The following is a 16,011-nucleotide window of genomic DNA, read 5'->3' as shown; positions in this document are numbered from 1 at the left end:
TTATCTCTTCCCCTTCATAGAACTTTTAATCCTATGTCTTTCTTGGCTCTTAGCTTTTGATAAATTATAGGCTTCTTCTCTTTTAAGCTTTTTATATCTTTCTAATCTATCTATTTCTAATTCACCATTTTCAACGGCTTCTCTTATTGCACATTTAGGTTCATTCTTATGAGTACAATCTGAAAACTTACATTGCTTTTCTAACTCTTCAATATTACTAAAGGATTTATCAACATCAGCAGAAATTAATCCAAGCTCCCTCATTCCAGGAGTATCAATTATTACTCCACCATCCTCCAATAAAAATAACTCTCTATGGGTGGTTGTATGTCTTCCTTTATCATTTTCACTAATTGAGTTAGTTTTTAAAACCTCTTCATTCAATAGCTTATTAATTAGTGTAGATTTACCTACTCCAGACGAACCAATAAAGGCTATTGTTGTTCCAGATTTAATATATTCCTTAACTTTTTCATATCCATTTCCATTTAAACTTGAAGTTACTAGTATATCTATTCCTATAGCAACTTCTTTAACTTCTCTTAGTCTTTCATCTATATCTTCATATAAATCCGACTTAGTTAATACTATAACTGGTATTGCCATGCTATCCCAAGCCACAGCTATATATCTTTCAAGTCTATTAATATTAAAATCATTATTTAATGCCATGCAGATAAATATATAATCAATATTTGCTGCAACAATTTGCACATCATATCTATTGCCAGCTATCTTTCTTGAAAAACAACTTTTTCTAGTTAACACTTTATGAATTATAGCATCACCATTCTTATTATCCGTTCTGTCTAATAATACCCAATCACCCACTACAGGATAATCAAAAGTACTATTTGAAGAATATGATAATTTACCAGATACCCTTGCAAGCACTTCTCCCTCTTCAGTAACAATCCTATAAATATCCTTATATTGTACTGATACTCTTCCTAAATAAAAGCTTTCATTGTAACTACTTGCTTCCTTAATGTATCCTTCATTTAATCCTAATTCTAGTAAGTTTTTATTATTCATTTTTCCTCCCGAAATTAAACATATTGGGAAGGATATTTATTGCTATACTGTAGTCACCTTCCCATTAACAACAATATAGTTTTTATTGATTCTTACTAAATCCATCATAAAACATCACATCCTTTCAGATAATTAATGGTTAAATTTGTATGTAACCACTATAATTATAATATAACAATATTAACTTTTTTCATACAATTATTTGTAAATAATTCTAACTTTATATTTCTACTTCTATATTTATTTAAAGTTCATTTACATTATTTATTATGAATGTCCTCCTTCTGATAATCAAAGGCAGTTGCCAGATTTCTTTTTATCTTTAAAAGGAGTTTTTTATTAAAAATATAGCTATAAGTTTTCTGAGCCACAAATCAGACTTTCACCCACTAGTACGAACCTACTCTGAGCACAGAAAAAAGAGGAAAATATATATTTTCCCCTATGTATATAAGAATATTATTCAAATTTATCAATATTAATATTTATTCAAATTTATTAATATCTTTCAAATAGTTCTCAACTTCATCCCATGTTGGTATAGATTCTAAAGCGCCAACCTTTGTAGTAGTTATTCCACCAACTATATTAGCACATCTAATTATTTCTTCCATATCCTTTTCTGGTGAATTTAATACTTGTGCAAGTACTGCTCCCATAAATGCATCCCCAGCACCTGTGGAATCCTTCATTTTCATTTTTTTAGTTGGTACTAGCACTTGTTTTTCAAATGTTGTTAACATTGCACCCTCTTTACCTAATGTAACTATCAAATTCTTACATCCTAAATTTAAAATAAAATCTGATGCTTCTTTAATAGTATTTTTACCACTAATTAACAAGGCTTCTTCGTCACTCAATTTAACTATATAGCTATCTTTAATAAAATCAATACAACATTTAATAAATTCATCCTTTTTATCATTAAATAAATTATCTCTATAATTAGCATCAAATGATATTATCTTGTTATTTTTCAATGCATATTCCTTTAACTTATAATAGGTGCCTTTTAATTCCCCATCTAGGAAAGCAGTGGCACTTCCAAAGTGAAATAAATCAAATTTATCCAAATCATCTTTAATCATATTATATGATAGAAAAGAATCGGCATCTCTAACGAATTCAAAATCCCTTTCACCATCCTCCATTAATGATACGAATGCAAAAGTTGTATTATGATTTTCTAGCTTATACATAAAATCAGTCATTATATTATTATTTTTAAAAGTATCTTCTAAAAAGCTACCAAAGGCATCGTTACCAACTGTTCCAAAGAAATATGCTTCTGCACCTAGTTTTGATATAGCTGCAGCAACATTTGCAGGAGCTCCACCTGCCTTTTTCACAAATCCATTTGTTTCTTTTAATGAACTTCCTAAATCTATAGATACAAAATCTATTAACGCTTCTCCTGTACAAATAACTCTTTTCATACCATACATCCTCATTTCCTATAAGCTTATTTATCTTAATTATTACATAGTATATAATTGTAAGAACAATTTATTTTTTACACAATAATATCATGTTTTTTTATATTAGCTAAAGTTAATCCTTGTGATGAAAAAGTAATATCTGTGGCACTTAAAGGTGTATAGAATGTAGATGTCATTACATGTTCTCCATCATTAATAAAAATCTCTACAGAATACTTATCTATAATTAATCTTAATTTTATTTTACCATCATTTTCTTTTACACTAATATCTCTTCTATGAAGTGTATCCCCATATTTTCCAGAGTAACTTCTATCAAATGTAACTATACTCTTTCTTGGGTTATAGCTTATTAATGTTTCATATTCTTCATTTTTTGCTACTTTAATTTGGAATTCTTCAGATTTACTTGCATCAATATCTAATGTAATATCTATTGCCCTACCATTAATTCCCTCTAAAGATATTTCTTTTTCAATTGATAAATCATTATATTCAACAGTATTCTTATAATAATTTTCAATTTCTCTAATTGGATTTTGAATTAAAAAACCACCTTTAATTGTAAGCTCTCTAGGTATAGTCATCATTCCACACCATTTAAAATCATGTGGTACAATTCTATTCTCCCAAGAATGCATCCATCCTACCATTATACGTCTTCCATCTTTTGCTTCAAAAGTTTGAGGTGCATAAAAATCTAATCCATAATCTATAACACTATACTTTTCTCTAGTAAAGTTATTATTATTTTTATCATATTTCCCAATTATATATGCTGTATTATTTCCATTATGGAAACCATTTTTATCAGCCTTAACCTCTTGTGGTGAAATTACAAGAATATAATTTTCATCTAATTTAAAGAAATCTGGACATTCCCACATACGTCCTATCTTATTTTCACTCTTATCAACAATAGTAACATATTCCCAATTTCTTAAATCCCTTGATTTATACATAAGAATTTGTCCACTACCATCTTTACTCCTACTTGCAACTACAGTATAAAATTCATTCCCATCTTTCCATATCTTAGGATCTCTAAAATCTTCTAAACTACTTCCTTCTGGTAACATTTCATTTGTTATAACTGGATTGCAATCTAATTTTTCATAATTTATTCCGTCTCCAATTGCAATACATTGAGTTTGTCTTAATATACGCTTTCCCTCTTCATTAGTTTTATCTAAAACCCCAGTATACATAATTATATGTTTACCATCATCTTCTATAGCACTACCTGAAAAGCATCCTTCCATATCATAATCTTCATCAGGAGCAAGAGCTACCGGTAGTTGTTCCCATTTTATAAAATCCTTTGTTTTACTATGTCCCCAATGCATAGGTCCCCATATTGTATCATATGGATAATATTGATAAAATAAATGATATTCATCATTAAAAGTAGAAAATCCATTTGGATCATTAATCCACCCTATAGGCGCACATAAATGAAATGATGGTTTTTCATCTTTGCTAATACTTTTGATAAATTCATTTTCATATAATTTTGCTTTTTCTAAAATTGCTGCATTTCTTTCCCTCATTTATTTAAACCCTTCCTTTTTCTCTAATATAATACATAAGAGACCTATAGTCTCTTATGCATTAATTTATTATTTTATTTAAAATACTCATCTAAATATTTTTGTTTAATTTCTAACATTTTTGATAATCCTAATGATTCTATTTCTTCAAGATATGCATCCCACTCTGCATCAATACCACCATTTAATATCCACTCTGCTTTTTTACGTTCTGTGAATGATCTTACAGCAGTTTCATATTGAGTAAGTTGTTCAGTATCTTCAGAAGTCATAAATACTAATGGATAATTATATTCTGCTTTCATATTTTCTACATATGTTCCATGAAGTATATCTAATCTTGCTTTTGCATCATCCGGCATAGTTGTATATTTTCCATAATACTCATCAAGGATAGCTAAAGGACCAGCAACGAATTGATTTGCACGAACTTCCCAAGGAGATGCTCCATTTAATTCTAAGTGTTTTAAGCTACCATCTTCTTTTAATTCAAATACATTTTGATTATTTTCATCACCATAAGTTCCCCAGTTGTCTTGAACTGATTGAACTGGATCATATAATCTATCTATCCATTTTGCTGTTAATTCTAAGTTTTTGTTTGCTGATGTTATAACACATCTACCAACATCAACACCAAATCCATTAGATCTTGGAATATTAACATTTCCATTAGGTCCTGCTAATGCTGGAAGAGCAATATAATCACTTGCATTTTCTACTACGTTTGCTGCATCCCAAGTAAAGAACATACCAAATTTTCCATTCTTACCTTTAGATACATAAGTAGACCAATCTTGAGTAAATGCTTCTAGATCTAATAATCCTTGTGTTTGAAGGCTATTAAGCCATTTAATTCCTTCTTTATATCCTTCTTGAACTGTTGAATAAATAACTTTTTTGTCATTTGTTACAAGATAATGATCTGCGTTATCCCCTTCTCCAAATGCTCCAAGTAAGATTCCGGGATCTTGGTCTCCATTATTCATAATAAATGACATTGGAATTGAATCAGGCTTCTTTTCTTTAAAAGCCTTTAATACTGAAACTAATTCGTCTGTAGTTGTTGGTACTTGAAGTCCTAATTCATCAATCCATTTTTTATTTATATATGGAATATTTCCTACTGATTGAATTGCTTCTTTACCTGTTCCTAATTCTTCTATCCAAGGGAAAGAATAAATATGTCCATCTGGAGCTGTAATCATTTTTCTATACTCTGGATTTTCATCTAATACTTTTGAAAGGTTTGGCATATAATCTTTAATTAAATCTTCTACTGAAATAATAACTCCTTGCTTTGAGTAACGAAGTAAATCATAAGTACTCATGTATGAGTCAAAAACAACATCTGGAAGAGTATCTTTCTTAGATAATGCTAAATTTCTTTTATCTGCAAATTGATCATCCACATAACATGTCCAATCTATATTCACATTTGTTTCTTCTTCTAGCCTTTGGAATATAAGTCTTTTACTTGGATCTTGCTCTGAAATAGCAGGCGCATGTGTTAACATTTTTAAAGTTGCAGTTTCTTCTAATGGAAATGAAACATCTGTATATACTTTTGTCTCCTTTCCGCCCTTAGAGCCACATGCTACCATTGATAATGTTGTTATAGTTGCTAATGAGACACATAATATTTTTTTAATCATAGATTTTTTCATTATATTTAATCTCCTTTATATTTATTTTTAGCCTTTTAATGATCCGCCTAAGATACCTTTATCAAAGTATTTTTGGAAGAATGGATACATAATTAATAATGGTAAACTTGAAATTACTATAGTTGAATATTTTAATAACTCTGCAATCTTAGCCATTGCTGCTGTACTTTGAATATCAGCAATCATTCCAGTTGCTGGAGTATTTTGAATTAATATTGATCTTATTACAAGTTGTAATGGTTGTAAGCTTGCATCATCTAAATAAATCATAGCATCAAAATAACTATTCCATTGTCCTACAAATTGATATAGAAGCAATACTGCAATTATCGGTTTACAAACTGGTAAAACAATCTTGAAGAAATGTTTTATTTCACTTGCACCATCTATAGCTGAAGCCTCTCTTAATTCTTTAGGTAAACTTCTGAAATATGTTTTAGCAAGCATTATATTCCATACATTAATTGCCCCTGGAAGTAGTATTGCCCACACTGTATTAATAAGCTTTAATTTATCCATTAAAAGATAGGTTGGCATTAAACCTCCACCTATAAACATAGTTATAATAAATAATGCATTAAAGAACTTTTTCCCCACAAAATCTTTTTTTGATAATGGATATGCTGCTAAAAGTGTAACTGCAACTGAAATAAGGGCAAAAGTAATTGAATAGAACATAGAGTTAAGGAACCCTCTTAAAATCATATCATCTTCAAAAACTCTTCTATATCCCTCTAAAGACCATTTGCTAAAGTCAAGAGTTATTCCATTATTACTTAATTCAACTGGATCCATGAAAGATGCAATAAGTACATACGCAAGTGGTATAATAATTAAAAGCACAAATACTGCTAATATAAAGTACCCACTACCCATAATAAATTTATCAGATTTTGTAAGCCTACTTTTTTCTTTTTTCATCATTTTATCCACCTCCTACAAGCCTTGTGCTTCTTCTTCGTCCTTATTCAATCTATTAACAGTTGTATTCACAATAATTAATAGAATTAAATTTATTATTGCATTAAACAGTCCTACTGCAGTAGAAAAACTATAGTCCCCTAATTGAAGACCCACTTTATAAACATATGTTGATAAAATTTCTGATGTTGGCAAATTCAAACTTGTCTGTAATGCTAACGCTTTTTCGAAACCTATACTCATGATATTACCTGCTGATAATATAAATTGTATAACCATTATTGGCTTTATTGCTGGTAAGTCAACATATATAATTTGTTGAAAAACATTTGCTCCATCTATAATTGCTGCTTCTGTTAACTCTTTACTTGAATTAGAAAGTGCTGCTGTATAAATAATAGAAGCCCATCCTGCTCCTTGCCATATTCCACTAGCTATATATATAGTACGAAATGCTTCAGGCTTAGTCATGAAATTAATTGCAGTTCCTAAAAAGTTATTAATAGGTCCTACAGGAGATAAGAATAATATTATCATCCCCGAAATTACTATTACTGAAATAAAATTTGGAGCATATAAAATTAGTTGTATCTTTTTTCTTAATCCTTCGCTCTTTACTCTTGATAATAATAAAGCTAATATAATTGGCATTGGGAATCCCCATAATAAGCCATATACGCTTAACTTTAATGTATTCATAAGTAACTGCATAAAATCTGGCGAGTTTAAAAATCTTTGGAAATGTTTTAAACCTACCCACTCACTATTAAGAAGTCCAGCAATAGGATTGTAATCCTCAAATGCCATTAATATCCCACCAATTGGAACATACTTAAACACAATTAATAAAATCAGAGGTGGTAGCATGAAAAAAAGATATAATTCATAATTTTTTTTCATATACTTAAAATTATTATTTAACTTATCCTTTATTCCCCCTAAAATATTTGAAGGTTCTTTTTTTAAAATATTTTTTGAATTTTTCTTTGTACTAGGTAAAAGGTTTTCTACCTCTCTCAATTTAATCCCATCCCTTCTATATCCATATTTACATTTGTAACATAAACAGTTTATTTCTTTACATTTTCGCTCTTTCTGTAAACATTTTCTAATGTTATAATCTAATATTATCATTTTTATTTTACATTGTCAATATATGTAGTTACATTTATCAACTTAATTTTTAACCTTTGCGCAAAATTTATTTTACATTTGTAACACTATTTTTCTTTCCTTTTCTCTTTTAATTTGGTATAGTAAAATGGTAGTATTAAATTAACATTAATAAAAAAGTTTTATTAATAAATGTAAAGGAGTATTTTATAATGCAAAATAAAAAGGTTACAGTTCAAGATATAGCAGATATGCTAAACCTGTCTCGAAATACTGTATCAAAAGCACTTAATAATACTGGAACAATTTCTGAAAGTACTAAAACAAAAGTTATTCAAAAAGCAATTGAAATGGGATATAAACAATTTTCTCACCTTAACCCCTTAATAAATAGTGAAATTCCTATAGAAAATAAAATCCCTATAGGTAATAAGGAAATTGCACTATTTACATGCAACATGCCAAACAGTTCTCACTTTGGTGCTAATCTTTTATCAGGTTTCGAGAAAACAATAAGTAATTTAGGCTTTAGACTATCTATGCATCTGATTAGAGATACTGATGTAGATTCCTTAAGTTTGCCTATTAATTTTAATCCAGAATCAGTTGATGGTATAATTTGTATAGAAATGTTTAACCATGAATACAATAAATTAATTTGCAATTTAAATCTACCGACATTATTTATTGATTCATCAGTAAATAATGATGATTCAGAACTTAATGCTGATATTCTTTTAATGGAAAATTATCATAGTGTTTATAAGCTAACTAAAACCCTGTTAAAAAATGATATAACAGATATTGGATTCATCGGTGATATTAATCACTGTGCAAGTTTTAATGAACGTTGGAAGGGATATTCAGCTGCATTATCTGATTCTGGAATTGATATAGATTTTCAGAAATCAATTCTTGAAAATGATAAAAGCTTTCTTACCTCATCCAAACTACTTAAAGATAAATTATCTTTAATGTCACATTTACCACAAGCCTTTATATGCGCTAATGATTTTATTGCTATATATTTAATAAAAGTATTAAAAGAACTTAGCTTATCTGTCCCAGATGACATATTAGTATGTGGATTCGATGATTCAGCGGAATCAAAGATAATTGAGCCGAAACTTACTACAGTTAATATCCCAAGCTATGAAATGGGAAAATTTGCAGCAAACCTTTTGCTTTCAAGAATAGAAAATCCTCTAATTCCTTTTAGAACAATGCATGTAAAAACTTCAATTATATTTAGAGGATCTACTGGAAATGTTAATATGTAGTGTTATTACAAGTTATATTTTAATAAAATTAGAGCTGCCTTAAAATGAATTAAATCATTTTAAGGCAGCTCCTTTTATATTATTAATTTACATATTTCTAAACTGGCTTAATAGAAACTTCTAACCTTCCTCCATCCCAAGCATTATTTTCATTAGCTGTTATTATGAAGTAAATTTTATCACTTTTTTTAACATCTAAAGCTTTTATATCTATATCTTCAACAATATCATTTTCATTGCTTACAGATACAGCTTTTTCTTTTAAGATCTTATCATTATGGTAAATTGTTAATTTTACTCCATCTGGCCAATTAGGATTTCCATCTGCATGCTTGAACTTTGTATAGTTACCTGCCAAGTCAATCTTTCCATTTTCACCAACAATCCATCTATATATAGCTCCCTTAGCTTCAGCTGGCTGTACAAAGTCTTTCTTAATTTCTAATCCACCTAGTCCTGGTTGCTCATACTTACCATCTGCTCCATTATAGCTTATAGCTTGTTTAAAATCTTCATAGCTAGTTCCAAATCCAAAGTTCCATCCGTTATTTCCTTGTACACTAAAATCCTTCTTTAAGTTTGCTATATTTTCTCTTACCTCTTCATTATCAACGTTACTATCTTCTTTATTTTCATCTTGATTTTCTTCTTTATTTTCTTCAGAACTATTATCGTTGTTTAATGTTGGATAAATTTCTACTGATAATCTTCCTCCATCCCAAGCATTGTTTTCATTAGCTGTTATTATGAAGTAAATCTTATCACCTTTTTTAACATCTAAAGCTTTTATATCTATATCTTCAACAATATCATTCTCATTACTTACAGATACAGCTTTTTCTTTTAAGATCTTATCATTATGATAAATTGTTAATTTTACTCCATCTGGCCAATTAGGATTTCCATCTGCATGCTTGAACTTTGTATAATTACCTGCTAAGTCAATCTTTCCATTTTCACCAACAATCCATCTATATATAGCTCCCATATCTACAGCTGGTTGTACAAAATCCTTCTTAATTTCTAATCCATCTAGTCCTGGTTGACAATACTTACCTTCATCTTCGATGTATTCTATAGCTTTAGCAAAATCTTTACTACTTGTTCCATATCCAAAACTCCATCCATTATTATCTTGGATACCAAAATCCTTCTCTAAACTTGCTATATTTTTTCTTATCTCGCTATTATCTTCTTCATTATCTTCAGAACTATTATCATTATTTAATGTTGGATAAATATTTACTGATAATCTTCCTCCATCCCAGGCATTGTTTTTATTGGCTGTTATTATAAAGTAAATTTTATCACCTTTTTTTACATCTAAAGCTTTTACATCTATATTTCTAATATTTTCTTTATCTGTACTTACAGATACAACATTTTCTTGTAATACCTTATTATTGTGATAAACTGTTAATTTTACTCCATCTGGCCAATTTACATTTTCATCTGCATGAGTAAACTTTGTATATTTACCCTTTAAGTCAATTTTTCCATCTTCACCAACAATCCATCTGTATATAGCTCCCTTATCTACAGCTGGTTGTACAAAATCTTTCTTTATTTCTAATCCATCTAGTCCTGGTTGATAATACTTACCTTCATCTTCACTGTACCCTATAACCTTAGCAAAATCTTCGCTATTTGTTCCATATCCAAAACTCCATCCATTATTGTCTTGGATACCAAAATCCTTCTCTAAACTTGCTATATTTTTTCTTACAGCATCATTATTTTCTTCCTTATCCCCACTGTTATTGATAGAAGGTTGAATATTAACATTTATTCTACCACCATCAAAAGAAGTATTCCCATTAGCAGTAACAATAAAGCTTACCTTATCCCCTTTATTTACTTTAATATTTTGCATAAGTAATGGAATAACATTATCCTTTATATTATCTACAGTTACCTTTTTATCTAATATAATCTTATTATTTATATATACTTTAATTGTAGTTCCATCTGGATAATTAACATTAGAATCCTCATGTTTAAATTTAATATATTCACCTAATATATCAATATTTCCATCTAAAGCTGCAATCCATTGTAAGGCTGCTCCATTTTCTAAACTTGGATGTATAAAGTCTTTCTTTATTTCTAATCCAGGTGCAGATGATGAGAAATATTTTTCATCTGAATCATCATATTCATCAATTACACTTAAATTATCTGGTGTATTTCCACAAAGATAATACCACCCATTATTTCCTTGTGCTCCAAAATCTTTTGCATTTGATGCAATGTTTTTACCACTATTATTGTCTTTTATTGTAGTATCAACTAATGGATTATCTAAATCCTTTATTGTTACTGTATAAGATCCACCATCATAAGCATTATTCTTCTTACCGTTTACAACTAATGTTATATAATCTCCTTTTTTAACATTCAGTTTATCAATTGACATATCTTCAAATATATCACGAACTCTATTTGCTTCAAAGTTTTTACTCTTAATAGCTTTATTATTATGATATAATGTCACATTAGTACCATCAGCCCAATAAGGATTAGGATCATTATCTATAAATTTAGTATAATTAGCTATAATCTTAACATTTCCATCTTTAGCTACCTTCCACTTAACAATAGCAGATTCCTTATCCCCTGGTTGTATGAAATCTTTCTTAATTTCAAGGCCTCTATCATTATAATACTTTTCATCTTTTTCATATTTTCTTATATTTTCTGCATCAAAAGGATTATCTCCTTCTCCAAATTGATAGAACCATCCATTATTTCCTTGTGCACCAAAATCCTTCACAGTAGATGCATTGTTAGTTCTTAGGTGATCATTTGGAATAGCTGTGTTGTTCTCATTTTGCATAGCAGACTTATCTTTAATGTTAACTTCTAGCTTTCCTCCATCCCAAGCTCCATTTTCATTTGAAAGCACTACGAAGTATAGCTCTTCACCTTCTTTAATACTCATATCCTTTAATTTGAATGAATATTCATTGTCTCCATTTTCAAATACATCTACAATTTCTTCTGTAAGCAGATCATTGTTGTGATATACTCTTATTTTTACTCCATCTGGCCAACTAGGATTTCCATCATGTTGCTCAAACTTAGTATAATTTAACTTTACGTCAATATTACTGTTGTGATATGCTACCCATTTTAATATAGCACCTCTATTTACACCAGGATGAATGAAATCTTTTTGTATTTCTAAACTTGGAGTAGTATTGTCTAAATAAACTGTTTCTTTAAATGTTGACACATATCTTGCATCTTCTGGTGTTGTTCCAGATTGATAGTACCAACCATTATTCCCTTGACTGCCAAAATCATCTATACTATTTGCATTATTATCTTGTCTTGTTGTGTCCACACCAATATCTTCAGATGCTAATTTAGGATCAGTAATTGTTGCATATAGTATTCCTCCATCATAAGCATTGTTTTTATTAGGATCTACTACAAAGTAAATACTTTCACCTTTTTTAACTTCTACATCTTTAATTTCAATTTCAGCAATATTTTCTCTATCAACTTCTATATCTACTTTCTTATTTGCTATAACCTTATCCTCATGATAAACATTTAAGGTTACTCCATCTGGGAAAGATGGGTTTTTGTCTCCATTAACGCTTTTTACATAGGTAGCTTGTACATTGACTATACCATCCTGTGCAACACGCCACTCTAATATAGGTGCTGTATCTTCTCCAGTATGAATAAAATCTTTTTTTATCTCTATTCCTTTTATGCTATAGTCTATATACTTTTCTTCTTTCTCAATGAATTTTAATTTAGTAGCTGTTTCAGGATCACTAGGATCACCCTTTTTATATAGCCATCCATTACTTCCTTGAGGTCCAAAATCACCTACATTAAAGGCCATATTTACTCTTCCAGGAGTATCTACAAATCCATCATCTTCAACTACTGCCTTCATCATTCCAACAGGTCTTCTATTTTCAAGTAACATAACTTTATTTGATCCACTAAAGATCTTAACTATAATTCCAGTTATTAGAAGTATGCAAGCTAAAATACTAGTTATAACTAACTTCTTTCTCTTATTGAAATGTTCCTTTTTATCTTTATGTTCTAGTTCTTCATTATTAATAGTTGTTTCCACAAGTCATCCCCCTATTAATTTATTTTTATACTAAATTCCATTAATACTATTACTTGCTTAATTTTAAATCTTCAATTTCTATGTTGCTATCAACAGAGAATATTCCCCATTTTTGATCTTGCATAGAAAACATACGTGAACTTAATACAGCTTCATCATTTACATAAAGAACAGCAATGCTATCATCTATTAATAAAGTAAATTCTAAAGATTCACCTTCCTTAACTTCAAGGGGCATTGTTGATTGTGGCTTTTTATTAAATATATCTTCTGTTGAAAGGTTATAAAATTGAATTTCATTCTTCTTAGAATCAATAACAATATTTATATCACCCATGTTTTCTTCATCAACATTAAACATAAAGCCAAATTTACTATTTTGAGAACTTAAATTGATTTTTCCAGTAATCTTATTTATTCCACTTATTTCTGGGAATGTTAAAACCTCATAATCTTGTCCAGAAAAACTATATTTATTCTTTGCTTTCTCAATAGTTTCAGTCTGTGCTAATGGATTTAACTTAGTTCCTTTACTAAACTTCTTTACTACATCCTCTACTGGTACAGGATATAATTCTCCTGTTTCCTTTTGTTTAAGCTGATGCACTACAAGATTTCCAGCCCAGTCATATTTTCCCGAATCAATATACATCTCTTTTGTTGGTGTCCATCCAAACATGTAAAGATTCTCTGAATCCTTTTCCATTCTACCTGCGTAGAATCCATTTCCATCAAAATAATCTTGTTCTGGAATTACAAATGGTCCTTTCGAATCTTTTGCTGTCCTATAATGAACAACACGATCAGGCCATTGATCTGAGAAGGAAAGGTACCAATAATCACCATACTTAATTAATGTAGGACACTCCATATTTGAGTCGCTTCCCATATCGTTAGATAATAGAACTCCTTGATCCTTCCATTCCTTTAAATCATTAGAAGTATATAAAGCAATTACACCCATCTTATCTTTTCTAGTTGTTACTAGCATCCAATATTCATTATAATCTTCATTATAAATTACATATGGATCTCTAAAATCATCAGCTTCATATTGGCTTGATGCATAGAATGTATCCTCTGGAATCTTAGTCCATTCATTTAAGTCCTTACTAGTTGCATGCATAACTGCTTCTTTTGGCATTTTCTTACCATTATGTCCTGTATAAAAAGCATGATATAATCCATCATTATCTTTAACTACAGAACCAGTTCCCAATGCTAAATCTTGATCTTGAGTATTTTTAGAGTATGGTATTACCACACCTTTATCTTCGTACTCATAAAAGTTTTTTGTTGTAAATAAACTCCATGGATGAAATCCAATATCTCCATCTCTTAAATCTTCCAAATAAAATATATTGAATTTTTCGCCATCAAAATATGGCATAGGATCTCCCACCCATGTTTCTGATCTAGTAGGGAATATTTTAAAATTATCTTGATTCGAATTACTACATGATGTAAAAGTAAACATTAATAATATAGAAATTAACTTTAACCCTATTTTAACCACTTTATCGCCTCCATCTTATAGAAAAATATTTTTTATAAATAGAATTAAGTTTATACTATCTCTTTCACCTCCTTCTAACCTATTCTTGTTAATATCCTTAACCAAAAGAAGCTTTCATCCTTCTTCGTTATTATTCATCATTTGTTAAAATGAAACCTTTCATTTTTATTTTTCAAAGTTATTTAACTATATTTTTTGTATAATTAAAAATGAAACGTTTCATTTTCAATATAAGTTTATTTTAAGTGAAATTGTTTTCAATGTCAATATTTTATATTTTATATTTTTTTAGTTGTATATCCACTTATAAACTCTACCGGTAATACTATGCTGTGACTACTCTTATCCCCATTTATGTTGTTTAACAGTAATTTTACTGATTCCTTTGCTAATAAATCTACATTTTGTCTTATTGTTGATATTCCTTCTGAAATTTCTTCACTCATTCTACTCCCATCATATCCTATTATTTGAATATCATCTGGAATATTTATATTAAACTTATGTAACTTTTCTATTATTCTATGTGCAAGTATATCATTACATGCAAATATTCCATCTATTTTCTTATTTTCAATATAATTTTCAATAATTATTTTTTCCAAAAAGCTCCCTAAATTCCTATGCTCATCACAGAACTCAAAGCTCTTATATTCTACATTTAATTTTTTACATTCGTGAATAAATCCTTCTTTTCTATCCATAGTACTGCTTTTTCTATCAGATTTAACTCCTACTGAAATTAAACTTCTACATCCACTTTCAAATAAAGATCTTGCGGCAATTTTACCACCCTCATAATTATCAGACATTACATAATTAACTTCTTTACTAAAAAATCTATCTATACTTACAAAAGGTATATTAGTATTAACATACTTATCTATATCACTATAAGTAATTGCTATTATACCATCTACCTTATTTTGTTTAACCATATTTATATATTCAACTTCTTTTTTAGAATTTCCATCTGAATTACATAACAGCAATTTTTTCCCCATGCGACTTAATATTTTTTCTGACTTATATACAAATTCAGAAATAAAAGGATTCCATACCGTTGGTATTATAATTGCAATAGTATCAGTCTTATTTTTTCTAAGGCCTCTAGCATATATATCAGGCTCATAATTTAATTTTTTAATTGCTTCATCTACTTTGATCTTCGTTAGCTCTTTTACATATTTATTATTAATAACCTTAGACACTGTCCCCAGAGATACACCAGCTTCTCTAGCAACATCCTTTATAGTTGGCTTCATACTGTAATCTCTCCTTCCTATAATTACTATACATACAAATAGGTATTATTTCAATTATATTGAAAAGATTTATTTATATTTATACTATTAAATTTTTAATTTTCTAAAAAAGGAGCTGTCGCATTA

At 29.0% G+C, this 16,011-nt stretch carries 10 protein-coding genes; 1 reads left to right on the top strand and 9 read right to left on the bottom strand.

Annotated features, from left to right (window positions below):
• The 6 genes from rsgA to AAT22_RS07080 all read right to left on the bottom strand — a co-directional run bounded on the left by rsgA (position 1) and on the right by AAT22_RS07080 (position 7,512).
• The gene (rsgA, locus tag AAT22_RS07105) at positions 1 to 1,035 is read right to left on the bottom strand and encodes a ribosome small subunit-dependent GTPase A (protein WP_047000710.1); all 1,035 of its coding nucleotides are present in this window, start codon (positions 1,033 to 1,035) and stop codon (positions 1 to 3) included.
• Between the two features lie 485 nt (positions 1,036 to 1,520).
• Positions 1,521 to 2,471, bottom strand: coding sequence for a carbohydrate kinase (locus AAT22_RS07100; protein ID WP_047000709.1), 951 nt, complete (start codon positions 2,469 to 2,471; stop codon positions 1,521 to 1,523).
• A 77-nt stretch (positions 2,472 to 2,548) separates the two neighbouring features.
• Positions 2,549 to 4,024, bottom strand: a complete 1,476-nt coding sequence (locus AAT22_RS07095; RefSeq protein ID WP_047000708.1) for a glycoside hydrolase family 32 protein — start codon at positions 4,022 to 4,024, stop codon at positions 2,549 to 2,551.
• Between the two features lie 74 nt (positions 4,025 to 4,098).
• A complete protein-coding gene (locus tag AAT22_RS07090) occupies positions 4,099 to 5,691 on the bottom strand; it encodes an extracellular solute-binding protein (RefSeq protein WP_047000707.1) in 1,593 nt (530 codons plus the stop codon).
• Between the two features lie 27 nt (positions 5,692 to 5,718).
• Positions 5,719 to 6,615 (bottom strand): carbohydrate ABC transporter permease, encoded by an 897-nt coding sequence (locus AAT22_RS07085; protein WP_347456919.1) that lies wholly within the window; start codon positions 6,613 to 6,615, stop codon positions 5,719 to 5,721.
• A 12-nt stretch (positions 6,616 to 6,627) separates the two neighbouring features.
• The gene (locus tag AAT22_RS07080) at positions 6,628 to 7,512 is read right to left on the bottom strand and encodes an ABC transporter permease subunit (protein WP_084820731.1); all 885 of its coding nucleotides are present in this window, start codon (positions 7,510 to 7,512) and stop codon (positions 6,628 to 6,630) included.
• 425 nt (positions 7,513 to 7,937) lie between these two features.
• On the opposite strand from AAT22_RS07080, the gene AAT22_RS07075 reads away from it, so the two are divergent.
• Positions 7,938 to 9,005: a LacI family DNA-binding transcriptional regulator gene (locus tag AAT22_RS07075; protein WP_047000706.1), complete on the top strand. Its 1,068-nt coding sequence runs from the start codon at positions 7,938 to 7,940 to the stop codon at positions 9,003 to 9,005.
• Positions 9,006 to 9,102: 97 nt separating this feature from the next.
• Here the strand turns inward: AAT22_RS07075 and AAT22_RS07070 are convergent, their stop codons facing one another.
• The 3 genes from AAT22_RS07070 to AAT22_RS07060 form a co-directional block, all read right to left on the bottom strand.
• The gene (locus AAT22_RS07070; protein ID WP_047000705.1) at positions 9,103 to 13,104 is read right to left on the bottom strand and encodes a hypothetical protein; all 4,002 of its coding nucleotides are present in this window, start codon (positions 13,102 to 13,104) and stop codon (positions 9,103 to 9,105) included.
• Between the two features lie 49 nt (positions 13,105 to 13,153).
• A complete protein-coding gene (locus AAT22_RS07065; RefSeq protein WP_047000704.1) occupies positions 13,154 to 14,620 on the bottom strand; it encodes a glycoside hydrolase family 32 protein in 1,467 nt (488 codons plus the stop codon).
• A gap of 278 nt (positions 14,621 to 14,898) precedes the next feature.
• The gene (locus AAT22_RS07060; RefSeq protein ID WP_047000703.1) at positions 14,899 to 15,885 is read right to left on the bottom strand and encodes a LacI family DNA-binding transcriptional regulator; all 987 of its coding nucleotides are present in this window, start codon (positions 15,883 to 15,885) and stop codon (positions 14,899 to 14,901) included.
• Positions 15,886 to 16,011 lie beyond the last annotated feature (126 nt).

The organism is Clostridium sp. C8 (assembly GCF_001010885.1).
GTDB lineage: Bacteria > Bacillota > Clostridia > Clostridiales > Clostridiaceae > Clostridium > Clostridium sartagoforme.
This window is presented reverse-complemented; position numbering and strand designations above follow the sequence as displayed.

Coding starts and splice junctions, on each gene's coding strand:
- rsgA (WP_047000710.1), bottom strand. CDS start 1,035: ATGAATAATAAAAACTTACTAGAATTAGGATTAAATGAAGGATACATT.
- AAT22_RS07100 (WP_047000709.1), bottom strand. CDS start 2,471: ATGAAAAGAGTTATTTGTACAGGAGAAGCGTTAATAGATTTTGTATCT.
- AAT22_RS07095 (WP_047000708.1), bottom strand. CDS start 4,024: ATGAGGGAAAGAAATGCAGCAATTTTAGAAAAAGCAAAATTATATGAA.
- AAT22_RS07090 (WP_047000707.1), bottom strand. CDS start 5,691: ATGAAAAAATCTATGATTAAAAAAATATTATGTGTCTCATTAGCAACT.
- AAT22_RS07085 (WP_347456919.1), bottom strand. CDS start 6,615: ATGATGAAAAAAGAAAAAAGTAGGCTTACAAAATCTGATAAATTTATT.
- AAT22_RS07080 (WP_084820731.1), bottom strand. CDS start 7,512: ATGAAAAAAAATTATGAATTATATCTTTTTTTCATGCTACCACCTCTG.
- AAT22_RS07075 (WP_047000706.1), top strand. CDS start 7,938: ATGCAAAATAAAAAGGTTACAGTTCAAGATATAGCAGATATGCTAAAC.
- AAT22_RS07060 (WP_047000703.1), bottom strand. CDS start 15,885: ATGAAGCCAACTATAAAGGATGTTGCTAGAGAAGCTGGTGTATCTCTG.